The 21945-nt window shown below is 55.4% G+C and carries 20 protein-coding genes; 10 read left to right on the plus strand and 10 right to left on the minus strand.

The window, feature by feature from the left end:
• Positions 1-11: 11 nt before the first annotated feature.
• Entirely contained in the window at positions 12-1355 is a 1344-nt protein-coding gene (locus H7R56_RS12915) for a 2-oxoadipate dioxygenase/decarboxylase HglS (protein WP_106929128.1), read from the minus strand.
• A gap of 226 nt (positions 1356-1581) precedes the next feature.
• On the opposite strand from H7R56_RS12915, the gene pcaH reads away from it, so the two are divergent.
• The 3 genes from pcaH (at position 1582) to H7R56_RS12930 (ending at position 4072) form a co-directional block, all read left to right on the plus strand.
• Positions 1582-2322, plus strand: coding sequence for a protocatechuate 3,4-dioxygenase subunit beta (pcaH, locus tag H7R56_RS12920; RefSeq protein WP_106929129.1), 741 nt, complete (start codon positions 1582-1584; stop codon positions 2320-2322).
• On the plus strand, positions 2319-2939 hold the full coding sequence (gene pcaG, locus H7R56_RS12925) for a protocatechuate 3,4-dioxygenase subunit alpha (protein WP_106929131.1): 621 nt from the start codon (positions 2319-2321) through the stop codon (positions 2937-2939). Before pcaH ends, pcaG begins: the two co-directional genes overlap by 4 nt.
• Before the next feature lie 209 nt (positions 2940-3148).
• Complete coding sequence (locus H7R56_RS12930; RefSeq protein ID WP_106929133.1) at positions 3149-4072, plus strand: LysR substrate-binding domain-containing protein; 924 nt, start codon at positions 3149-3151, stop codon at positions 4070-4072.
• 37 nt (positions 4073-4109) lie between these two features.
• On the opposite strand, the gene H7R56_RS12935 is transcribed toward H7R56_RS12930, so the two are convergent.
• Positions 4110-5009, minus strand: coding sequence for a lipopolysaccharide core biosynthesis protein RfaZ (locus H7R56_RS12935; protein WP_106929134.1), 900 nt, complete (start codon positions 5007-5009; stop codon positions 4110-4112).
• Positions 5010-5432: 423 nt separating this feature from the next.
• Between H7R56_RS12935 and H7R56_RS12940 the strand changes: the two genes are divergently transcribed.
• A complete protein-coding gene (locus tag H7R56_RS12940; RefSeq protein WP_106929136.1) occupies positions 5433-7808 on the plus strand; it encodes a membrane-bound PQQ-dependent dehydrogenase, glucose/quinate/shikimate family in 2376 nt (791 codons plus the stop codon).
• Positions 7809-7850: 42 nt separating this feature from the next.
• Here the strand turns inward: H7R56_RS12940 and H7R56_RS12945 are convergent, their stop codons facing one another.
• The 6 genes from H7R56_RS12945 to cybB form a co-directional block, all read right to left on the minus strand.
• Positions 7851-9545: a methyl-accepting chemotaxis protein gene (locus tag H7R56_RS12945; protein WP_106929138.1), complete on the minus strand. Its 1695-nt coding sequence runs from the start codon at positions 9543-9545 to the stop codon at positions 7851-7853.
• A gap of 137 nt (positions 9546-9682) precedes the next feature.
• Positions 9683-10801: an S-(hydroxymethyl)glutathione dehydrogenase/class III alcohol dehydrogenase gene (locus H7R56_RS12950; RefSeq protein ID WP_106929139.1), complete on the minus strand. Its 1119-nt coding sequence runs from the start codon at positions 10799-10801 to the stop codon at positions 9683-9685.
• A 23-nt stretch (positions 10802-10824) separates the two neighbouring features.
• Positions 10825-11100 (minus strand): metal/formaldehyde-sensitive transcriptional repressor, encoded by a 276-nt coding sequence (locus tag H7R56_RS12955; RefSeq protein WP_106929140.1) that lies wholly within the window; start codon positions 11098-11100, stop codon positions 10825-10827.
• Between the two features lie 198 nt (positions 11101-11298).
• Positions 11299-11451: a Hok/Gef family protein gene (locus H7R56_RS12960; protein ID WP_106929142.1), complete on the minus strand. Its 153-nt coding sequence runs from the start codon at positions 11449-11451 to the stop codon at positions 11299-11301.
• A gap of 342 nt (positions 11452-11793) precedes the next feature.
• Complete coding sequence (gene leuE, locus H7R56_RS12965) at positions 11794-12432, minus strand: leucine efflux protein LeuE (RefSeq protein ID WP_106929143.1); 639 nt, start codon at positions 12430-12432, stop codon at positions 11794-11796.
• Positions 12433-12504: 72 nt separating this feature from the next.
• On the minus strand, positions 12505-13032 hold the full coding sequence (gene cybB, locus H7R56_RS12970; RefSeq protein WP_106929145.1) for a cytochrome b561: 528 nt from the start codon (positions 13030-13032) through the stop codon (positions 12505-12507).
• Between the two features lie 225 nt (positions 13033-13257).
• Between cybB and gap the strand changes: the two genes are divergently transcribed.
• The 4 genes from gap (at position 13258) to H7R56_RS12990 (ending at position 17150) form a co-directional block, all read left to right on the plus strand.
• Positions 13258-14259: a type I glyceraldehyde-3-phosphate dehydrogenase gene (gene gap / locus H7R56_RS12975; protein ID WP_064545194.1), complete on the plus strand. Its 1002-nt coding sequence runs from the start codon at positions 13258-13260 to the stop codon at positions 14257-14259.
• Positions 14260-14376: 117 nt separating this feature from the next.
• Entirely contained in the window at positions 14377-15153 is a 777-nt protein-coding gene (locus H7R56_RS12980) for an isocitrate lyase/PEP mutase family protein (protein WP_106929147.1), read from the plus strand.
• Positions 15137-16183: a bifunctional transcriptional activator/DNA repair enzyme AdaA gene (locus H7R56_RS12985; protein ID WP_106929149.1), complete on the plus strand. Its 1047-nt coding sequence runs from the start codon at positions 15137-15139 to the stop codon at positions 16181-16183. The genes H7R56_RS12980 and H7R56_RS12985 overlap by 17 nt, the downstream gene beginning before the upstream one ends.
• Before the next feature lie 40 nt (positions 16184-16223).
• Positions 16224-17150, plus strand: a complete 927-nt coding sequence (locus H7R56_RS12990; protein WP_106929151.1) for an alpha/beta hydrolase — start codon at positions 16224-16226, stop codon at positions 17148-17150.
• A 44-nt stretch (positions 17151-17194) separates the two neighbouring features.
• On the opposite strand, the gene aldA is transcribed toward H7R56_RS12990, so the two are convergent.
• Positions 17195-18643 (minus strand): aldehyde dehydrogenase, encoded by a 1449-nt coding sequence (gene aldA / locus H7R56_RS12995; RefSeq protein ID WP_106929153.1) that lies wholly within the window; start codon positions 18641-18643, stop codon positions 17195-17197.
• A 273-nt stretch (positions 18644-18916) separates the two neighbouring features.
• On the opposite strand from aldA, the gene H7R56_RS13000 reads away from it, so the two are divergent.
• A complete protein-coding gene (locus H7R56_RS13000; protein WP_181358027.1) occupies positions 18917-19405 on the plus strand; it encodes a hypothetical protein in 489 nt (162 codons plus the stop codon).
• A 45-nt stretch (positions 19406-19450) separates the two neighbouring features.
• Here the strand turns inward: H7R56_RS13000 and H7R56_RS13005 are convergent, their stop codons facing one another.
• The gene (locus H7R56_RS13005; RefSeq protein ID WP_106929155.1) at positions 19451-20245 is read right to left on the minus strand and encodes a YdcF family protein; all 795 of its coding nucleotides are present in this window, start codon (positions 20243-20245) and stop codon (positions 19451-19453) included.
• Positions 20246-20606: 361 nt separating this feature from the next.
• Between H7R56_RS13005 and H7R56_RS13010 the strand changes: the two genes are divergently transcribed.
• The gene (locus H7R56_RS13010) at positions 20607-21929 is read left to right on the plus strand and encodes an MFS transporter (protein WP_106929236.1); all 1323 of its coding nucleotides are present in this window, start codon (positions 20607-20609) and stop codon (positions 21927-21929) included.
• Positions 21930-21945 lie beyond the last annotated feature (16 nt).

A 21945-nucleotide genomic window follows, 5' to 3' on the forward strand; every position in this document is an offset into this window, starting at 1 on the left:
GATTAACCGTTTCAGAGCAAACCGCAACGCCGTTTGCTGCGCATCTCCGCCTCTTCGTACAGGCTGAACTCGTTAAGTACCGGCCTTCCCAGCGCCGTTTCAAAGGCGCCGCGGCTGGCGTTGCCATGGCTGTGCGTCTGCGATTCACCGCCGAGATTGGACTGGAAAATACCGGCGGCGCTGACCGGCAGAAAATCTTCATAGGTGATGGGCTGTGCGATAACCCAGCCGCGTTCAATAAACGGCTGCGGATCGTCGCCGGGACGAATGGCCTGGCGATGCGCATCGCCGCTGGGGGTCAGACGATAGCGGAACCAGGCCAGCCCCTGCTGGCGCAGCAGAAATTCGCTGTCCGGGAACGCTTTGAACACGGCCTGTAGATGCTGCTGATGGCTAAGGTTATCTTTTCCCACACCCGCCTCGCTCAACAGCCGGTCGTACAATGCCCGTCCCTTAGGTGTCAGCGCCACGCCGCGTTGCTCTATTTCCCCAAAGCGCGCCGTGTGCGTGCCGCTGGCGTCACCGGCGAAGGAAACGGGTTCTTCCAGGGCTTTAAAGCTGGTCTGGCGCAGCAGCAGCGGCACCGCGCGACGCGGCGGCCCTTCGATCACCGCTTTCGGTTCGATGCCGTATTTCGCCATCAGCGACTGTACCTGGTCAATATCCAGGGTACGCGGCGTCAGATGGTTAATATGACAGCCGGGAAAACACACCACATCGGCAATCAGCCGATGCTGTTGATGCAGCGCCTGATACGTTTCTTTATCGACCGTCGTGTGGTGATGCCAGCGAAAGGTTTCCAGCGCTTCACGGACAAATTCCTGCCCCTGTGCCGGGGTCAAGCCACCCTGCTCGTCGTGAAGGGCCATCAGCGCCCGACAGCGCGGCGTGAAGATATCGCGTCGGGCAAGAATACGCGCCGCTTTGTCACGCAGCGCCGGGTCGTCAATCAACTCCAAACGCAGCAGCGAGGTAAAAATACGAAAAGGATTACGCTGGAGCGCCGCGTCATCAACCGGACGAAAAGCGGTGGAGTGCACCGGCACGCCCGCCACGGAAAGATCGTAATACCCCACCGGGTACATCCCCATGATGGCAAACATGCGGCACAGCGTCGCCAGCTCTTGCGCCGTTCCCACCCTGATAGCCCCGTGACGCTCCACGTTCAGGCGCGCCAGTTCATCGGCGTTGGCCAGCTGTTCATGTAAGCGCGGATTATTTTCCAGCACCGCCAGATTTACGTCAGCAACAAGCGCTAACAAAGTGCCATATTGCGGGACTTCCTGCTGGTACATTGCCGACATTGCTTGCGAAAAATCTTCCCGAATATCATCTGCTGAAAGGGTATGCGCCATGTTATCTCGCCTCCTGTGACTCTATTTGCAGTGTAGGTAAGCGCATAACGCCGTGCGGTAAGAATTTACAAAGTGTGATCCCGGCGACTGCATAAATTCCACCGTTAACTCTGGCGTTGCCATAACCAGAGGTTATTTAAAATACACCTTAAATTCACTATTAATTAACAATGCATTTACACACACTGAGTGCGGCAATAATAAAATACCCTACACGGAGCCACCTATGAGCACAAAATGGTCATCGCAAGAAGTGATTCATCGTGATTACAACAATCACCCGCCGGCCTATGCGCCAGGCTATAAAACCAGCGTATTGCGTTCACCGCGTAACGCGCTTATTTCCCTGCAAAATTCGCTGTCAGAAATCACCGGCCCGGTCTTTTCTCAGCAGGATATAGGCCCGTTGGATAACGACCTGATCCTCAACTACGCCAAAGATGGCTTGCCGATCGGCGAGCGTATTATCGTGCACGGCTATGTCCGCGACGGCTTTGGTCGCCCGCTGAAAAATACGCTGGTTGAAGTGTGGCAGGCCAACGCCGGCGGACGCTATCGGCATAAGAAAGATCAGTATCTGGCACCGATTGATCCAAATTTTGGCGGCTGCGGGCGAGTGTTGACCGATGAAAATGGCTACTACTTCTTCCGCACCATCAAGCCGGGCCCGTACCCGTGGCGTAATCAGGTCAGCGACTGGCGTCCTTCACATATTCACTTTTCGATCTTCGGCGAGGCGTTCGCCCAGCGACTGATCACGCAGATGTACTTTGAAGGCGACCCGCTCATCAAGCAGTGCCCCATCGTCAAAACCATTAACAACGATGACGCCGTCCGCACGCTGATTGCTGAACTTGATACCCATGCCGCCGTGCCGCTCGACTGCCTGGCGTACCGTTTTGATCTGGTGCTACGCGGCCAGCGCGCCACGCTGTTTGAGAATCGTACCCAGGGGGCTGCACGATGAAAGACTATTTACCGGAAACCGCTTCACAAACCGCCGGGCCATACGTTCATATTGGCCTTGCGCCGGACGCTGCCGGCTTTCATATTTTCGAGAAAAACTTTGGTCCCACGCTGACCAACAGCCACACGCCGGGCGAACGCATTGCCATTGAAGGACGCGTCTTCGACGGCTCAGGCACCCCGGTGCGCGACGTGCTGATTGAGATCTGGCAGGCCAACGCCGACGGGCGTTATAACCATGTCGCCGACCATCAGGAAGGCAAAGCGCTGGACGCCGATTTTCGCGGCTGGGGCCGCGCCTGCTCCAATTTTGACAGCGGCGTCTGGCGTTTTGACACCATCAAGCCGGGTCAGGCGGTCGGCCGCGATGGACGCATGATGGCACCGCACGTCAATCTGTGGATCGTGGCGCGCGGCATTAACATTGGCCTGAATACGCGCATGTACTTCTCTGACGAACAAGAAGCGAACGCCAGCGATCCGGTGCTCAACCTGATCGAATGGGAGGTTCGCCGTCAGACCTTGATTGGCCGAAAAGAGAGCCGTGGCAACGAAACGGTCTATCACTTTGATATTTATCTGCAGGGTGAAAAAGAAACCGTCTTCTTTGACGTCTGATGGCGGCCCCTTCGCCGCGATTGCGCGCGGGTGAGCAATAGGCCGACACGATCGCACCCGGCGAGGATCGCCACGCCGGGTTTCCTTTCTTCCTGCAACAAAACGCTTGTCTGTTAAACCGCACAAATGTTAATAATAATTTGCTAGCAAGTTATCAAAATTAAACAACATTACTTGTCACCCATGCTGCTCTGTTTTAAACATCGCTTATGGAAAAAAATGCTCTCTTTAGTCAGCGCATTCGTCTGCGCCATCTGCACACTTTCGTGGCCGTCGCCCAGCAAGGAACATTGGGGCGAGCGGCTGAAACCCTTAATCTTAGCCAGCCTGCGCTTTCTAAGACCTTAAATGAACTCGAACAGCTTACCGGTACCCGCCTGTTTGAACGCGGCCGCCTCGGCGCGCAGCTGACCTTAGTGGGCGAACAATTTCTGACCCATGCGGTGAAAGTGCTCGACGCGCTGAACACCGCCGGACAGGCGCTGGTACGTAAAGAAGGTGTTAATAATGATGTGGTGCGCATTGGCGCGCTACCCACTGCGGCTCTGGGCGTGCTGCCTGCGGTAATCGGCCCATTTCACCAGCAGCAAAAAGACGTCACGCTGCAGGTGGCGACCATGAACAACACCATGCTGCTGGCGGCGCTGAAGTCCGGCGATATTGACCTCGGCATTGGCCGTATGTCCGATCCTGAACTGATGACCGGGCTGAACTACGAACTGCTGTTTCTTGAATCGCTGAAGCTGGTGGTTCGCCCGGATCATCCGATTTTGCATGAAAACATCACCCTGAGTCGGGTGCTGGAGTGGCCGGTCGTTGTGTCACCTAAAGGCACCGTGCCGCGCCAGAACGCCGAGACCCTGCTACAAAGCCAGGGCTGCAAAATGCCTGCTGGCTGTATTGAAACGCTGTCTGCATCGCTGTCCCGCCAGCTCACGGTTGACTACAACTACATCTGGTTTGTTCCTTCGGGTGCGGTAAAAGACGACCTGCGACGCGGTACGCTCACCGCCTTGCCGATTGCGACCCAGGGCCAGGGCGAGCCCATTGGCATTCTGACCCGCGTAGATATGCCGCTTTCCTCCGGCGCACAGACGCTGCTGAGCGCGGTGCGAAAGGCCGTTCCCTCCTGATCGGCCTCCGCTGGCCTGCTCCCGGCAGGCCACGCGCTCAGCGTCTCTTTATCACCGTTTCCCAGGATTGTCGGGGAAAAACCGTCACCGCGCTCTCCGTCGATAAATTCACTACATTAATATCATGTTTATCACAATAGGAATGTGCGGCAGTAAAAGCCCGGGTTATTTTATCAAAATCGCGCTGCAGGCGCGTTGATAATATATTATCAGCCTGCTCATAAAAACGAGGCGAATGAAAACTGTTCATATCCAGTCCGGCAAAATAAATATGCTTATAGCCTAAGGCGCAGGCTATTTGTAGCGCGGGATAAGCGACCGTACCATAATCAAATACCGCACGAGATAAATGAGCAGAGAATCCTGTTTCATTAAACCAGTGATATTCGCCATCGTTCGGTTCTACCGGGTAGGCTTTCCCCAGAAAGGTTTCACACATTGCATTGGTGATCGTTTCAATAATTTTAAACTGACAGCGAATGCGCGAAGGCGGAATCAACGAGCAGATAGCCTCCAGACATTTACACGGGCAGAACAACACCAGATCGGACACGCCAACAATTTCCCTAATAAAATCAAGTTTATTGATAATGAAACTGCGATCGATAATCACATACCAACGAAAGTTTATCGGCGTCAGGGCACAGGCGCCGTTAACGCCCATATAGTCGAAATAATCATCATAAAACTCACCCCGGATACGATTGACCGACGGCCCGGAGGCCATAATCAGCAGTGGTTTATTTCTGGCTCGCGCCTCAATATCAATGTGGTTCAATCGACTATTTTTAAAATAAACGTTTTGAATCATTCCGCAGGGCTTACGCTGGACTTTAAAATAGGGCCAAAGATTTTTATTGTGATCGTATTTTTCAGAATGCGTCAGTCGGTAAAATGTTTTATAGACCCATCTGGAAAAAATATTTATCCCGCTCATATCATTCACACCATGAATATTATTAAATTATTTTTTATCCGGCGGGATTAATAATATTTACACATTTTTATTTCTACGTTTTGAATGCGGCGATTGGGTTCATAGACGGACTTTTCTGCACAACGCTTTTCGCGGCCCGTGTCTGTGGGGTAGACAATATCCGCTTGGTCGTCTGCGGTCGTGCGCATCACCGAACCAAGACCAATACGCAAATAATGCGAAATCTTTTATTAACAATTGCGCAATGCATTTTAACAGATCTATCATAGTCACCAGTTAACCAAATGGTTCACAACTGGTTTCACATGAGAACTAAAACCCTCACTTAGAAACAGGTACTCGCTTCATTCAAAATAAAAATACGGAACTTATACCCCATGTGGTTCAGCCGTGTGCAATATCTGCTGTCGTAAGGAGAACAGTATGTCTACTGGCAACGTGCCGCGAGGATTCCCGCGAATCCTGCAGTGGCTTCTTATTGGGCTGATGGCGATCGTCGGTCTGGCAATCGGCGCGCTGGGGGCGAAACTCGCCGCCGTGGGTGGCTCGGTCTTCTTTGCCCTGATGGGGCTGGTCATGCTCGTCAGCGCTGTGCTGATCGCGCGCCAGCGCCGCGCCGGGATTATGCTTTACGCACTGGCGTTTATCGTGGCAATTATCTGGTCAATTGGCGATGCGGGCTGGGATTTCTGGCCGCTGTTTTCCCGCCTCTTTACCTTTGGCGTACTGGCGCTGCTTTGCGCGCTGGTGTGGCCGTTTATGGCCACGACGGCACCTGCACGTAAAGGGCCCGCGTTTGGCCTGGCGGCCGTGCTCGCCGTTGCCCTGCTGGCAAGCGTAGGCGGTATGTTCAGACCGCAGACGCTGGTATCCGCCAACGAGGCGGTACCGGTGAAACCGGTGGCAGCGGGTGAAGCGCAGAAAAACTGGGCACACTGGGGCAATACTACTCACGGCGATCGTTTTGCTGCGTTGGATCAGATTAACAAGCAAAACGTTAATCAGCTGAAGGTAGCCTGGACGGCCCATACTGGCGATATTCCGCTCAGCAACGGTTCCGGCGCGGAAGATCAGAATACGCCGCTGCAAATCGGCGATACGCTATTCGTCTGCACGCCGTACAGCAAGGTACTGGCGCTGGACGTCGATAGCGGTAAAGAAAAGTGGCGCTATGATGCGAAAGCCACCGCGCCGAACTGGCAGCGCTGCCGTGGACTGGGTTACTTTGAAGACACGACCGCACTCACCTCACCTCAGTCTTCTGCGCAACCCGCCGCCTGTCCACGCCGCTTGTTCCTGCCGACCACCGATGCCAGGCTGATCGCCATCAACGCCGATAACGGCCAGCTGTGCGAAGACTTCGGCGACCGCGGCACCGTGGACCTGAGCGTCGGGATGGGTGAAATCAAACCGGGCTACTACCAGCAAACCTCGACGCCGCTGGTGGCGGGAAATGTGGTGGTGGTTGGCGGCCGCGTTGCCGACAACTTCTCTACCGGTGAACCGCCGGGTGTCGTACGCGCTTATGATGTACGCACCGGCAAACTGGCGTGGGCGTGGGATCCTGGCAACCCGAATCTGACCGGACTGCCGCCGGAAGGCCAAACCTACACGCGCGGGACGCCGAACGTTTGGTCCGCGATGTCCTATGACGCGAAGCTAAACCTGGTGTATCTGCCCACCGGTAATGCGACGCCGGACTTCTGGGCAGGTGAACGTACCGCGCTGGACGATAAGTACAGCTCGTCAATCGTTGCCGTTGATGCCACGACCGGTAAAGTTCGCTGGCACTACCAGACAACTCACCACGATCTGTGGGACTTCGACCTGCCGTCTCAGCCGCTGCTGTACGACCTGCCGAACGGCAAAGGTGGTACTACGCCGGTACTGGTGCAAACCAGCAAACAGGGCATGATCTTTATGCTCAACCGAGAAACCGGCGAACCGGTCGCGAAAGTCGAAGAGCGCCCGGTACCGGCAGGCAATGTGCAGGGAGAGCGTTACTCGCCCACCCAACCGTACTCTGTGGGTATGCCGATGATCGGTAATGACACGTTGAAAGAGTCCGATATGTGGGGCGCTACCCCGGTCGATCTGCTGCTGTGCCGCATCCAGTTTAAAGAAATGCGCCATCAGGGCATCTTCACCCCGCCGGGCGTTGACCGCTCGCTGCAGTATCCGGGATCCCTCGGCGGTATGAACTGGGGCAGCGTATCGGTTGATCCAAACAATAGTCTGATGTTCGTCAACGATATGCGCCTGGGTCTGGCAAACTATATGGTGCCGCGCGCCAACGTTGCTAAAGACGCCAGCGGGATTGAGATGGGGATTGTGCCTATGGATGGCACGCCATACGGTGCGATGCGCGAACGTTTCCTGTCACCGCTGGGGATCCCATGCCAGAAACCACCATTTGGCACCCTGTCCGCGGTGGACCTGAAGTCCGGTAAGATTGTCTGGCAGGTTCCAGTGGGTACCGTAGAGGACACCGGCCCGCTGGGTATTCGTATGCACATGCCAATCCCCATTGGCATGCCGACGCTGGGCGCCTCGCTGTCGACACAGTCTGGTCTGCTGTTCTTCGCCGGTACCCAGGATTTCTACCTGCGCGCGTTTGATACCGCAACCGGGAAAGAAATCTGGAAAGATCGTCTGCCGGTGGGGAGCAAGTCCGGCCCGATGACCTACGTGTCGCCGAAAACCGGTAAGCAGTACATCGTGATTAACGCCGGGGGCGCTCGTCAGTCGCCGGATCGCGGTGACTATATCATTGCTTACGCCCTGCCGGATTCACAGTAATCCACAGCCCCGTAGCCACAAGGCTACGGGGATTTTTCCTCGTCAGAACGTTTCCCAGTTATCGGCTCCGGCCGTCGCTACCGCTGGGCGCGTCGGCGTAAACGTTGCTTTTACACTCGCCTTCTCGTGCTCAACGCTTTCGCCGCGCCCAATGCGGAACGTGCCTACTGCCTGAGTTAAGCGCGCCGCCTGCTCTTCCAGCGAGGCCGCCGCCGCCGAGGCTTCTTCCACCAGCGAGGCGTTCTGCTGGGTGACGTTGTCCATTTCGGTCACCGCCTGGCTTACCTGCTGAATACCCCGGTTTTGCTCATCGGAGGCCGCCGCAATTTCCAGCATGATGTCCGTCACGCGTTTAACCGCATCCACAATATCAGTCATCGTCGACCCGGCGCGGACAACCTCATCCGAACCGCGTTCGATAAGCGTAACCGACTCGCTGATCAGCCCTTCTATCTCTTTTGCCGCCTGTGCGCTGCGGCTGGCCAGCGTCCGCACTTCGCTCGCAACCACCGCAAACCCGCGCCCCTGTTCGCCCGCTCGCGCCGCTTCGACCGCCGCGTTCAGCGCCAGAATGTTGGTCTGGAAGGCAATGCTGTTAATTACCGAGGTGATTTCGGAGATTTTCTTCGAACTGGTGGAGATGCTGCCCATGGTGGACACCACGCCGGACACCAGTTGCCCGCCGCGCGTCGCTTTGCCGGAGGCATCCTCTGCCAGCTTGCTGGCATGGTGCGCGTTGTCGGCGTTCTGTTTCACCGTTGCCGTCAGCTGTTCCATGCTGGCGGCGGTCTGTTCAATTGCCGCCGCCTGCTGCTCGGTACGCGAGGAAAGATCGGTGTTGCCCATAGAGATTTCACTGGTGCCGCGATAGATCTCTTCCGCCCCCTGGCGCACCGTACCCACGGTCTTCACCAGCGAGTGCTGCATTTTTTGCAGGTTGGCGTTAAGTTGGCCTATCTCACTACGCCCCGCGGGCTCATCAGCCATGGTCAGGTCGCCGCTGGCGATCTGCGCGATACGCGCTCCGGCACGCTGCAGCGGCAGAATGACCACCCGGCGCAGAGTCGTAAAGGTCAGCAGCGTCATCGCCACCGCCATGACAAAAGCGCCAATCATAAACATCACGCCCAATCGGGTGCGGTCGTGCGCCAGATCGGCCAGCTGGTTCGCGCGTGCGGTACGAATATCAATCACTTTCAAACGAACATCGTTGTAGGCATCATCCAACGCACGGGCCTGCTCGCTCTCATAGTTGATGATGGCCTCAAACATACCGTTCTGGGCATATTTCAGCATTGGCTTCATCCCCTCAAGATAGGCGGTATAACGCTGATTCATCTCGTTATCCAACGCCCGATCGGCCGGGGTTTTGACGCTGCGATCGGTATAAACCTTGAAACCGTCCTGTGAACGTTCAATCCAGTGGCTGGCCGCCGCGAGGTTCTTCTTCATGCTGTCCATTTCGGCGATACGGCTATCGGCACCGGCGTGGATCATCATTAAACGCGCTTCGCGCAGGTAGTTGGCGCTGTCTGACAGCCCCACACGAACCTGCAGTTCTCGGGTCACATCACGCTGATCGTTATCGGCTTTCCACATAAAGTAGCCCGCCAGTCCAGAGCTCAGGGCAAACAGCAGCAGAATACCGCCCAGAACGGAACTAAAAAACGGCACCAGCCGGATATGGTGTAAGAAACCGATCTTTTGCGCACGGCTCGGCGCAGCCTTGTTATCCATGAGTAAGCTCTCTTGTACTTGAGGTAAGTACTAGAGTCATCGGCCATAGCCGCTAATTTCTTATCAGCAAAGGCGTAAAACGTAAGGCGGGTCACACTTCAGAAAACCAGCGGGAAAACACCCGCTGGTTGATGGCGTTATTTATCGCCGAAATGAATAACGGTACGAATAGATTTACCTTCATGCATCAAGTCAAACGCTTCGTTGATGTGATCCAGCGGCAGGCGGTGTGTGATGAACGGATCGAGCTGAATCTTGCCCGCCATCGCCTCTTCAACCATGCCCGGCAGTTGGGTACGGCCCTTCACGCCGCCGAAGGCAGAACCGCGCCACACGCGGCCGGTAACCAGCTGGAACGGGCGGGTTTTAATTTCCTGCCCGGCACCGGCTACCCCGATGATAATGCTTTCACCCCAGCCTTTATGGCAGCACTCAAGCGCGGAGCGCATAACGTTCACGTTGCCGATACACTCAAAGCTGAAGTCCACGCCGCCGTCGGTCAGTTCCACAATCACGTCCTGAACCGGCTTGTCGTAGTCTTTCGGGTTGATAAAGTCGGTGGCCCCCATTTCCCCGGCCAGCTTGAACTTCTCCGGGTTGGTGTCAACGGCCAGGATGCGCCCGGCTTTCGCCTGCACCGCGCCTTGGATCACCGCCAGGCCAATACCGCCAAGGCCAAAGACCGCTACGGTGTCGCCCTCTTTGACCTTCGCCGTGTTGTGCACCGCACCGATACCGGTGGTCACGCCGCAGCCCAACAGGCACACTTTGTCCAGCGGAGCCTGTGGGTTCACCTTCGCCAGCGAAATTTCCGCTACCACGGTGTATTCGCTGAAGGTGCTGGTACCCATATAGTGGTAAATAGTTTCGCCGTTGTAAGAAAATCGTGTCGTGCCGTCCGGCATCAGCCCTTTCCCCTGCGTCGCACGTACGGCCTGGCACAGGTTGGTTTTACCGGATTTACAGAATTTGCACTCGCCGCATTCGGCGGTATACAGCGGAATAACGTGGTCGCCCGGCTTCAGGCTCGTCACGCCTTCACCCACTTCCACCACCACGCCGCCGCCTTCATGGCCCAGCACCGCCGGGAAGACGCCTTCCGGATCGTCCCCGGAGAGCGTAAATGCATCGGTATGGCAAACGCCGGTATGGGTGATTTTGACCAGCACTTCCCCTTTTTTCGGCGGTGCGACGTCAATTTCAACAATTTTCAGCGGCTGACCGGGGCCAAACGCAACTGCAGCACGTGATTTCATAGCTGTCCCTTCCGTTGTGATGATTATTTTAAATAGGATCGTAGCAGATGACCGACCTCAGCCATGCGCACCGCACGCTGATCCGGGGTGGTTTCTCCGCTGACCAGTTCGTCTTTGAGATGCATCTCAACCATTTCGCCCATCAGGCCGTTGGCGGCCCCGCGAATAGAGGCGATCTGTTGCAGTATGGTCAGGCAGGAATCGCCGGACTCCAGCGCGCGCTCCAGCGCTTCAACCTGCCCTTTAATACGGCGAACCCGGGTAAGCGCGCGTTTTTTATCTTCGGGTGAATGTGGCATAGCCCCTCCGGTGATATAGGGGGGTATACTATCATTTTCTATGTGATTGTAAAAAAATGATTTCATTAACGTCAAAAAGATCGGGTTGAGGCGGTAAAACAGGCCCGAGGACAACGAATCTAACGCGGGATAAAGATCGGGTGCGTTGAGGATACCGGACAACAGGAAGAATGGCGGGGATTTCTCCCCGCCTGGCTCTTACCTGGTTTCGTAAGCCATGTGAACCACTATCTCCGTTTCGCCGCTTCGGAAGCGAACATCACAGAGGTTTTTATTGTTAAACAGCAAAGCGCACAAAAGCGTTATACCGATAACGATTAGCGCCAGAAGCGCTGATTTTCGTGGTTCCATAGCCCACTACTCCTTGACCCGAAGGTCTGTAAGAGGCTAGTCTCTATGTTGTAGGGCATAGATGTGGCCTCGGTAAATGTTAAGCGTCCTGCAAGACGCATAATGTTTCCGGGGCTTTCTTCTATCTGCCTTTCGGTCAATGCCTGAGACAAATAGCCTCAAGCACCCGCCAACATTCTACACCCGCCAATGACGTTCCCTACCGCGATTCAACCAGACGTACTTTTTTCGGAAAATGCCAGGGCTGCGGGCGTAGCAGGTCACGCGGGTGATTTTACGCGCGGCGAGAGTAATATCAGGAAGGCCGGCCGGGTGAGCATCGCGCAACCCGGCACAAGGGAATCAGGACTGGAGCGTAGCCAGGCGTGCGGCAAAACCAACAAACACCAGGCCAATCAGGCTGTTGCCAATTTTTGCCAGCTTTTTACGGGTTTTCACGTAGCGCGTCACCAGCGAGCCAGAAACAATCAGGAAGCTCAGGTAGGTAAAGCTGACCAGCTCAAGCGTCAGCGCCAGAATAAAGAACGCCAGCCCCGGAGTTGCCGCGTGCACATCAATAAACTGCACGAAAAACGAGACATAGAACAGGATAGCCTTTGGATTCGTCAGGCTCAGGGTCAGCGCGCGTTTAAAGATAGCGTGCCCCGGTTCCGCATGCGCGTCCTGCCCCGCCGCCTTTCGCTTCAGCGTGCTGTAAAGCATCTTGCCGCCAAGATACAGCAGATAAAATGCGCCAAGGTAGCGGACGATGTTAAACAGCAGCGGCGTGGTTTTGATCAGCGTCGCCACGCCAGCAAAGGAGAGGAACATCAGCACGGCATCGCCAATAAAGACCGCCAGCGCCGCCATGTAACCTTTGCGAATACCGTGCGCGACGCCGGTTTTCAACACAAAGAGGGTATTTGGCCCCGGCACCAGAATAATAAAAATGGCCCCGAGCAAATACGTCCAGTAATTCAGCACGCCAAAATCTGCGAACACCCTGTTCTCCCTGACTCATACGTTTAAAAGATGACGTATGGTAACGCGAAGCCCAGAGAGTTTAAAGCCTTGTTAACGCTTGCGCGGCATCATGCGCAGCAGCGTATTGTCCTTCCAGAAATAGTGATGCGCCAGCGCAGCCAGAGCGTGCAGCCCTATCAGCCAGTAGCCGAGATTAGCAAGCAGAACGTGATATTGCTTAAGCGTATCGGCCAGATCGAAATTCGCCTCAGCGGCATGCGGCATCACCATGCCAAACGCCAGCCACGGGTTCCCACGATTGTACATCATGACTAATCCGATAAGCGGCAAGGCAATAAACAGCAGATAGATAGCCAGATGCCCCAGGTGCGACAAACCGGTGATCATCGGCTTTGGTTTCGGCACAATCGGCGGCGCCGGTCGCTTGAGACGAATCAACAGGCGCGCCACCATCAGCAGCAGAATGCTGATGCCACAGGAAACATGAATCATATTGATGATTGGGCGATCGCTACGCGGGAAAAAACCGCGCAACTCCATGGCGGCGTAGGCCACAACCACCAGCAGGAACACCAACCAGTGGATCGTAATTTGCGAGCGGGAGTATTTGTCGTTCATTGTTGATGACACGCTAAAAATTCACATAAAGACAAAAATAGCCGCCATTCGTTAAAAATTCATTAACTTTTTCATATCACTACAAATTATTTTATCACGCTTACATTGCCCTTCAGCCCTGGCTGAACTAAGCCTGGACAGGTGAAACATATCATCCACACTTATTTATCAGCGATTGTTAAGTACCGATATTGGGTAAAGGCCCATCACTGACAGGAGAGTAACATGAGTAAAATTGGCATTAACGGGTTTGGGCGCATCGGCCGTCTGGTGCTGCGCCGGTTACTGGAAGTATCCAGCAGTCATGAAGTGGTGGCGATTAACGACCTGACGTCGCCAAAAGTACTGGCTTATCTTTTAAAGCATGATTCGAACTACGGCCCCTTCCCATGGAGCGTCGATTTCACCGACAACGCGCTGATCGTCAACGGCAAAACCATCACCGTTTATGCCGAAAAAGAGGCCAAAAATATCCCGTGGACGGCCCAGGGCGCCGAGCTTATCGTAGAGTGCACCGGCTTCTACACCTCAACCGAAAAATCACAGGCGCACCTTGATGCCGGGGCTAAAAAAGTGCTGGTCTCCGCGCCAGCCGGAGAGATGAAAACCCTGGTCTTTAACGTCAACGACGACACGCTGAACGCCAGTGATAAGATTATTTCCGTCGCCTCGTGCACCACCAACTGCCTGGCGCCGATGGCTAAAGCGCTCAACGATGCATTCGGCATTGAAGTGGGTACCATGACGACCATTCACGCCTACACCGGCACCCAGTCGCTGGTCGACGGGCCGCGCGGCAAAGACCTGCGCGCGTCGCGCGCGGCGGCGGAGAATATCATTCCGCATACCACCGGCGCGGCCAAAGCGATCGGTCTGGTTATCCCGGCGCTGAGCGGCAAGCTCAAAGGTCATGCTCAACGCGTGCCGACCAAAACCGGATCGGTAACGGAACTGGTGTCGATTCTCGGCAAAAAAGTGACCGCCGATGAAGTTAATCAGGTGATGAAAAAAGCGGCCGAAAACAATGAATCGTTCGGCTACACCGAAGAAGAAATTGTCTCTTCCGATATCATCGGCACCCATTTTGGTTCCGTGTTTGACGCCACGCAAACGGAGGTCACCGAAGCCGGCGGCCTGCAGCTGGTTAAAACCGTCTCCTGGTACGATAACGAATACGGTTTTGTGACGCAGCTGATTCGCGTGCTGGAGAAATTCGCCAAAATGTAACCCCTCCGGCGGGTGCTTAGCGCCCGCCTTTTCTCACAAAATGGTCGTCCAATTTTCGGTTGTGAGCAGGGTTGCCGTAGCGGCACACTCCGTCTGCACACACAACCGGAGACACTCATGGATTTCACTGCCCAACATTATCAACAAAAACCCTTAGTTATCGCCAACGTCTGGGACGTGCCCAGCGCGCAGGCTGCGCAGCGAGCCGGTTATCAGGCGATAGGCACCTCGAGCGCTGCCGTTGCCGCCATGCTCGGGTATCCCGATGGCGAAGCCCTGCCATTTGACGCCCTGCTGTTGATCGTACGCCGCATCCGCGCCGTCTGTTCGCTGCCCCTCAGCGTAGACGTTGAAGCAGGCTACGCCACGACCGCCGAAGATATGACTCTCCATTTGCGCCAGCTGGCTGAGATGGGCGTTGTCGGCATCAATCTGGAGGACAGTCGGGTCATTGATGGCGTGCGTAAGCTTGAAGATCCTGACCTCTTCAGCCAGCGCCTGCAGGCGGTTCGTACGACGCTGGTCTTCCATCGCTGCTCGCTGTTTATCAATGTGCGCAGCGATGCTTTTTTACTCGGTCTTACCGACGCCCTTGATGTGACACTGTCACGAATAACGCGTTATGCTGCCTGCGGCGCGGACGGTCTCTTCATTCCCTGCGTCATCGAAGCACAGGATATTGCGGCGCTGGTTCAGCACACCCGGCTGCCGTTGAACGTCATGGCCATTCCCGGGCTCAGCGACTTTACCACGCTGGCAAAACTTGGCGTACGCCGCATTTCGATGGGGAATGCGCTACATAGTGCAATACAACATCGGCTAAACGATCTACTGTTAACCGTTCAGCAGCAGCAGTCATTCGCAGGAGTCTTTAACGATGAAAATTACCGATAGCGCGCAGTGTGATCGCTGGTACCAGGCGCTGCTGGCGCGTGCGTCAGAATATACCGGGGTATTTTTCGTCGGCGTAAAAACGACCGGGGTGTTTTGCATTGCCGTGTGCCGGGCGCGGAAGCCCAAACGAGAAAACGTTGAATTTTACAGTGACTTCAAATCGGCGCTCGATGCCGGTTTTCGTCCCTGCAAAGTGTGCCGCCCCACGGAAAATGCCTGTACCGCACCGCCTTATATTGAGCAGGCGCTGGCGCTGGTGCGTCTGACGCCCAAAGCGCGGATTAGCGATAGTCAACTGCGCGAGCATCGCATCAGCCCCGAGCGCGTTCGCCGCTGGTTTTTGCAGCATCATGGCATCACCTTTCAGGCGTTCCAGCGGATGCAGCGAGTGAATGTCGCGCTGCAAGAGTTGAGAGGCGGCCGCAGTGCCACTGATGTCGCCTTCGACAATGGCTACGACTCGCTGAGCGGTTTTGGTTATACCTGTAAAAAACTCACCGGCCACTCACCGGCCGCTCGGCAGCAAACGATCGTTATCCACCGCTTTACCACCCCGCTCGGGCCAATGTTCGTTTGCGCTACCGAGCGCGGCGTCTGTCTGCTGGAGTTTGTCGACCGTCGTATGCTGGAAACCGAATTCAGCGATCTTCAGCGTCTGCTGCGCGCGCAGATTATCGCCGGTCAGAACGCGCATACCCGCCTGGCAGAGCGAGAAATCGGTGAATATTTTGCCGGCACGCGCCGCGCTTTCACTCTGGCACTCGATACGCCCGGTAGCGATTTTCAGCGCCGCGTGTGGGCCGCGCTGCGCCAGTTGCCCAGCGGTGAAACCACCCATTACCAGGCGCTGGCGGAGAGTCTGAATCACCCCACCGCCGCACGCGCGGTCGCAGCCGCCAACGGCGCGAACCGTATTGCTATCGTTATTCCCTGCCACCGGGTTATCGGCAAAGACGGCAGTATGACCGGCTATGGCGGCGGCGTTGCGCGTAAAGCCTGGCTGCTGGCGCACGAAAAAACCTGCCGCTGAGGACGGTAACCGCCATAAACACCACACCAAGGAGGAGAAAATGCACGTTGTCACCCAGGAAGATTTGCTGGCGCGGATGGATAAAGCCGCCCGCGCGGCCACCACGTTTTCACTATGGCCCGAAGGCGATGCGCCCGGTGCACGCAATAGCCATGCGGTCCCCGCGCTGGAGGCCGATCACACCGGCCCCAGCGAATGGGATCGTGCGGTAACCGGCATCCGCGCGCCGCACATTACGGTGTTTGAACCCGAACGACCAAACGGCGTGGGTATTCTGGTCACGCCCGGCGGCTCCTACCGCCGCGTCGTGCTGGACAAAGAAGGCACAGCGCTGGCCCCGGAGTTTACCGCGCGAGGCTATACGCTTTTCGTGATGACCTACCGCCTGCCCGACGATGGGCACCTCGAGGAGGCGAATGCGCCGCTGGCCGACGTGCAGCGAGCCATGCGCACGATCCGCAGCCGGGCGGCTGACTGGGGCCTACAGCCCGATAAACTCGGGGTACTGGGATTTTCCTCTGGCGGTCACGTCGCCGCTAGCCTCGGCACCCGATACGAGGAAACCGTATACCCTTCACAAGACACCATTGACGACCTTTGCGCACGCCCTGATTTTATGGCGCTGGTTTACCCGGTTATCAGTATGGACGACGCGTTTGGCCACGCAGGCTCTCGCCAGGCACTGATCGGCCATATGCCGAGCGCTGCGCAACGCGCACATTACTCGCTGGAAAAAAGAGTGACGCCGGAAGCACCGCCCACCTTTATTTTGCATGCTGTGGATGACCCGGCGGTCAAAGTGGAGAACAGCATCGCGCTGTTTAACGCCCTGCATGCTCAGGGCGTACCGGTCGAAATGCACCTGTTTGAGCAGGGGCGGCACGGCTTTGGTATTCGCGATGCGCAGGGTCTGCCCGTCGCGGTATGGCCACAGCTGATGATGAACTGGATAGCCACTAAAGCCTAGCGACATCTGCCATCCGGCGCAGCAGGTGCCGGATGGCACTCGATTTACGCCCCCTGCGATTGCAGGTAAACCACCTGGGTCTGCAAATATTCGTTCAGACCGTGACGGCCGTCGGCACCACCAATACCCGACTTACGCCAGCCCGCATGAAAACCCTGCATCGCTTCAAAGTTTTCGCGATTAATGTAAGTCTCACCAAACTTCAGCCCGCGGATCGCTTTCATCGCCAGGTTGAGGTCGCGGGTATACACCGACGACGTCAGACCGTAGTCGCTGTCGTTAGCCATCTTTAGCGCCTCATCGAGCGTATCAAACATCACCACCGGCAGCACCGGGCCGAAGGTTTCTTCATGCATGATGCTCATATCCTGACGCACGTTCAGCAGCAGGGTTGGCGGGTAGAAATAGCCCGGGCCTTGCACCGCTTTGCCGCCGAGCACCACGTTTGCCCCTTCAGCAACGGCCTTCGCCACCTTTTGCTCAACGCGCGCCAATGCCGCAGCATTAATCAACGGCCCCATGGCGATATCATTACGCTCCATCGGATCGCCGAATGAGACCGCCTTCATCGCTTCACCCAGTTGACTCACGAAGCTATCGTAAATGCCTTTCTGCACGTACACGCGTTCCGCGCAGTTGCACACCTGCCCGCTATTGATCACGCGGGAATCAACAATTGCCTTCACCGCCAGCGCAATGTCGGCATCATCCAGCACAATGGCCGGGGCCTTGCCGCCCAGTTCAAGGCAAACTTTGGTGATATTTTTGGCCGCCGCCGTCATAATCTTCTCGCCCGCCGTTACGCTACCGGTCATGCTAACCATCGCGACCTTCGGATTGCCCGCCAGTTCCTGGCCCACGGTCTCACCGCGCCCCAGCACCAGGTTAAAGACCCCTTTAGGCAGCCCGATATCGTGAACAATTTCGGCAAAAGCAACGGCGTTATTTGGCGTAAACTCGCTCGGCTTAATCACAATGGTATTGCCGGTAATCAATGCAGGCGCCAGCTTACGGGCTATCAGGAAGAACGGAAAATTCCACGGCAGGATCCCGGTGGTTACGCCCAGCGCACGTTTAAAGACAAAAATATTTTCACCAGCACGGTCGCTTTGCAGGATCTCGCCGTCATAACGACGCGCCCATTCAGCCATATACTCAATGTAATCCGCGGTAAAATTCACTTCCACCTCAGCCAACTGCTGTATTTTTCCGCCTTCGGCGACGATCAGCTTGCTGATTTCCGATGAACGCGCGCGGATGCCGGCGGCAATTTTGCGCAACCACCCTGCGCGTTCAATCGCAGGCAACGCCTCCCATCCAGGCTGGGCGCGTTCGGCAGCATCAATCGCCCTTTTCGCCTGTTCAGCGTCGCCATCGGGGATGCGTGAAAGGCACACCTCCGTTGCCGGGTTAATCACATCAATCCAGCCTTCGCCCTGCCAGTTGACAAACTGGCCATCGATATACATCGGATGTTGTACGGGTGACGTCATAAGCTGCTCCTTTCTGCGTGAGTGTTTAACAGGTAAAAATATTGTTAAACACATATACAATTTGGCAACTTTCCCCAACCAATTCACGCCGTTTATGTGAGGTCACGCGTAAAGATAACGCCGCTACGGCACAAATAATAAACTACCGTTCCAGCTTGGTTGAACCTTTGTTTATTACGAAGAATGTATGATGAAGGATATTATTTTACTTTTGAGTTCTTTCTGAGTTTTATCATGCGTAAAATCGCCAACGCGCTGGTATTTATGTCAGCAATGACGCCAGCTGCGTCGAGCATCGCGAGTGAGTTAAATCTGTATTCCGTGAATACCGGGTCATTCGTTTATCATATGACCGGGAATCACGGGCAATATAATGAGAATTTCAACAACCAATTCTTCTCCGTCGAGCGTAAATTCTCCGCCGAGTCAAAATACAGCGTCCTCGTTGGAACCATGAAAAACAGCTTTGCCGATCGCTGCCTGACGCTGGGCGTGCGCCGCGACTGGTTAAACGGCACGAACAGCAATAAAGGCTGGACCTTTAAAGGCGTATACGCCTATACGGGAGAGTTCTTTTTTGATGCCTTTAAACACTGCGGCGATGAAGGGGCTTACCATACGGCGAAGAAAATCACCGGTGTAGGCTTTTCACCGTATATTTACCACGGGCTGCAGTATAATTTTACCGACAACTTCGGGATTGAAAGCGGCGTGATTTTACCGTCGATATTTGTCGTGAGCATGCAGTGGAGTTTCCGCTAAGCGGTATGCCCCTCCGGCGTCGCTGCGCCTGGCCGGAGAGACTCATTATGCCATACGGCGGCTCGCTAATATTTGCTGTAGCTGCGGGTCGGCGGTTAACCGCTGCCACGCGGCCTCAACGTCCTGCGGAATATCGACATGGGCGATAAATCCCTTTCCTTGTGGACCATAGCCGTCTGCATTGTCGCGCAAACGCGGCAATTCGCCCAAAATCAACGATAAATAGCGCGCTAGCGGCCAGACGCCATTGTCCGGCTGCCGCCAGAGAATGCCCTGCGGGGTATAATCCACCACGGGAAGGTAACCCGGGTAGCTTAGCCAGCGCGGCGCGTACTCAACGCCCTGCCAGACACGGGCAAAGGTCGCCATGGTACGGCGCTGCATCGTTGGGTCCTGCACCACCGTGGCACTGGCTACGCGGATGCCCTTTTCTTCCATCACCTGGCGGGTAAACTCCGCGTTCTCACCGCAGTTGGTCGACTGCGCCTCAACCACAATCCGCGATCGCGGGATTTGCCAGAAACGCTGGGCGATTTCCGCCAGCAGCACCGCCTCCGGTTCGCCCTGGGTGGCAATGCTGCAATAGCGCGGATGATGGACGATGGCGTCATAAAGAAACGACGTTGAGTGGCCAATGCCGCCGCTAATCAGCAGCGTTCCGCCATGTTCGCTGACCAGCCGACAGGCGGCGTCAATGGTTGGCATAACCGCGTTACCCGCCAATACGACCAGTTGACTCTCCGCAGCACCGGGGCTTGCGGAGAAATCATCCTGCGCCAGCCATCCGCCGAGAAGGTTGGCATCCTCAACCGAGGTTTCCGATAAATGTAACAGACTCATCGCGCGCACAGCTCCTTTTAATACAGGCTCACAGAGTGCGGAAAAGCGCCTCATCGCAGCCGATTTGTAACAATAATGAAATAACCAGAAACGTCTAAAAACAATGCGGTTGCACCTGAATAATCCGCTATTAAATCAGATTTTTTCAGTATTTAAACCCAACAAATCCGCAAACAACAGTTCCAATTAATGAAAATGACTCTCATTTTTACTCACAAATTTCAATACCGCGCTTGCCAAAAATAACGCACATATCTAATTTGCTTAACAAACACACAACCTTTTTCACAATCCAGGTTGCACCCACAACATCAAAAAGGTGACACCTGATTTTAACCCAATGTGGCGGGAGTTATTCTTCATGACAATACAAGAAAGCAGCACCACAATCCTGAAAAAGAATAAAAGGGTTTTGATTGCTAGCCTGACGGGCAGTTCCATTGAATGGTTTGATTATTTTCTTTACGGCACGGCTGCCGCATTGGTGTTCAACAAGATCTTTTTCCCGATGGTTGACCCGGTCATTGGCCTGATTCTCTCGTATCTCTCTTTCTCCCTGACGTTCTTTATTCGCCCGATCGGCGGCGTGATTTTTGCCCACATTGGCGACCGTATTGGCCGTAAAAAAACGCTGGTGTTAACCCTGTCGCTAATGGGCAGCGCAACCGTGATGATAGGCCTGCTGCCCACCTACGATCAGATTGGTATCTGGGCACCTATTCTGCTGATTCTGATGCGTATCATTCAGGGGATGGGCATTGGCGGCGAATGGGGCGGCGCGCTGCTGCTGGCCTACGAATACGCGCCGGAAAAACGTAAAGGTTTCTTCGGTAGTATTCCGCAGGCGGGCGTCACCATCGGTATGCTGATGGCAACGTTTATCGTCTCGCTAATGACGCTGTTCAGCGAAGAACAGTTCCTCTCCTGGGGATGGCGTATCCCATTCCTGATGAGCGCGGTACTGGTACTGATTGGCCTGTGGATCCGTAAAGATATCGATGAAACGCCGGAGTTCAAAAAAGTGAAAGCCTCCGGTAACGTCGCCAAAGCGCCGCTGCGCGAGACCTTAACTCATCACTGGCGTGAAGTGGTTATTGCCGCCGGGCTCAAGGTGGTAGAGACCGCGCCGTTCTATATTTTCTCAACCTTCGTTGTCAGCTATGCCACCACCACCTTGACCTACCAAAAATCACAGGTGCTGGAAGCGGTGACCCTCGGAGCCCTGGTCTCCACGGTCATGATTCCGCTGATGGGCCTGCTTTCCGATAAAATCGGCCGTCAGCGAATGTATGCTATCAGCGTCGTGCTGCTGGGCCTGTTTATCGTGCCATGGTTTTTGCTGCTCAATACCGGCACCACCTGGGGGATTATCGTGGCAACGGTGATCACCTTTGGGGTGCTGTGGTCGCCGATCACCGCCGTACTGGGTACGCTGTGTTCGGAGATTTTCAGCGCTAACGTCCGCTATACGGGCATTACGCTCGGTTATCAAATTGGCGCTGCGCTGGCCGGCGGTACCGCGCCGTTAATCGCCACCGGTTTGCTGGCGAAATACAACGGCGATTGGGTGCCGGTTGCCTGGTATCTGGGTGCGACCGTGGCTATCTCGCTGACGGCGATTTTCTTCGCCAGCCGTCGTAAACGCCAATCCAAAACGGTTAACGCACAAACCAGTCAAATCTAATGCGGTCCCCGGGCGA

Origin of the sequence: Klebsiella sp. WP3-W18-ESBL-02 (assembly GCF_014168815.1) — a bacterium.
GTDB lineage: Bacteria > Pseudomonadota > Gammaproteobacteria > Enterobacterales > Enterobacteriaceae > Kluyvera > Kluyvera ascorbata_B.

Bases quoted from the DNA above. Each gene is read 5' to 3' on its own strand.
- H7R56_RS12945 (WP_106929138.1), bottom strand. From the start codon at position 9,545: ATGGATAACAAGGCTGCGCCGAGCCGTGCGCAAAAGATCGGTTTCTTA.
- H7R56_RS12980 (WP_106929147.1), top strand. From the start codon at position 14,377: ATGGATTTCACTGCCCAACATTATCAACAAAAACCCTTAGTTATCGCC.
- H7R56_RS12935 (WP_106929134.1), bottom strand. From the start codon at position 5,009: ATGAGCGGGATAAATATTTTTTCCAGATGGGTCTATAAAACATTTTAC.
- H7R56_RS12960 (WP_106929142.1), bottom strand. From the start codon at position 11,451: ATGGAACCACGAAAATCAGCGCTTCTGGCGCTAATCGTTATCGGTATA.
- H7R56_RS12940 (WP_106929136.1), top strand. From the start codon at position 5,433: ATGTCTACTGGCAACGTGCCGCGAGGATTCCCGCGAATCCTGCAGTGG.
- pcaH (WP_106929129.1), top strand. From the start codon at position 1,582: ATGAGCACAAAATGGTCATCGCAAGAAGTGATTCATCGTGATTACAAC.
- H7R56_RS12990 (WP_106929151.1), top strand. From the start codon at position 16,224: ATGCACGTTGTCACCCAGGAAGATTTGCTGGCGCGGATGGATAAAGCC.
- H7R56_RS12950 (WP_106929139.1), bottom strand. From the start codon at position 10,801: ATGAAATCACGTGCTGCAGTTGCGTTTGGCCCCGGTCAGCCGCTGAAA.
- H7R56_RS12915 (WP_106929128.1), bottom strand. From the start codon at position 1,355: ATGGCGCATACCCTTTCAGCAGATGATATTCGGGAAGATTTTTCGCAA.
- H7R56_RS13000 (WP_181358027.1), top strand. From the start codon at position 18,917: ATGACGCCAGCTGCGTCGAGCATCGCGAGTGAGTTAAATCTGTATTCC.
- H7R56_RS12930 (WP_106929133.1), top strand. From the start codon at position 3,149: ATGGAAAAAAATGCTCTCTTTAGTCAGCGCATTCGTCTGCGCCATCTG.
- H7R56_RS12985 (WP_106929149.1), top strand. From the start codon at position 15,137: ATGAAAATTACCGATAGCGCGCAGTGTGATCGCTGGTACCAGGCGCTG.
- H7R56_RS12955 (WP_106929140.1), bottom strand. From the start codon at position 11,100: ATGCCACATTCACCCGAAGATAAAAAACGCGCGCTTACCCGGGTTCGC.
- H7R56_RS13005 (WP_106929155.1), bottom strand. From the start codon at position 20,245: ATGAGTCTGTTACATTTATCGGAAACCTCGGTTGAGGATGCCAACCTT.
- aldA (WP_106929153.1), bottom strand. From the start codon at position 18,643: ATGACGTCACCCGTACAACATCCGATGTATATCGATGGCCAGTTTGTC.
- pcaG (WP_106929131.1), top strand. From the start codon at position 2,319: ATGAAAGACTATTTACCGGAAACCGCTTCACAAACCGCCGGGCCATAC.
- H7R56_RS13010 (WP_106929236.1), top strand. From the start codon at position 20,607: ATGACAATACAAGAAAGCAGCACCACAATCCTGAAAAAGAATAAAAGG.
- cybB (WP_106929145.1), bottom strand. From the start codon at position 13,032: ATGAACGACAAATACTCCCGCTCGCAAATTACGATCCACTGGTTGGTG.
- gap (WP_064545194.1), top strand. From the start codon at position 13,258: ATGAGTAAAATTGGCATTAACGGGTTTGGGCGCATCGGCCGTCTGGTG.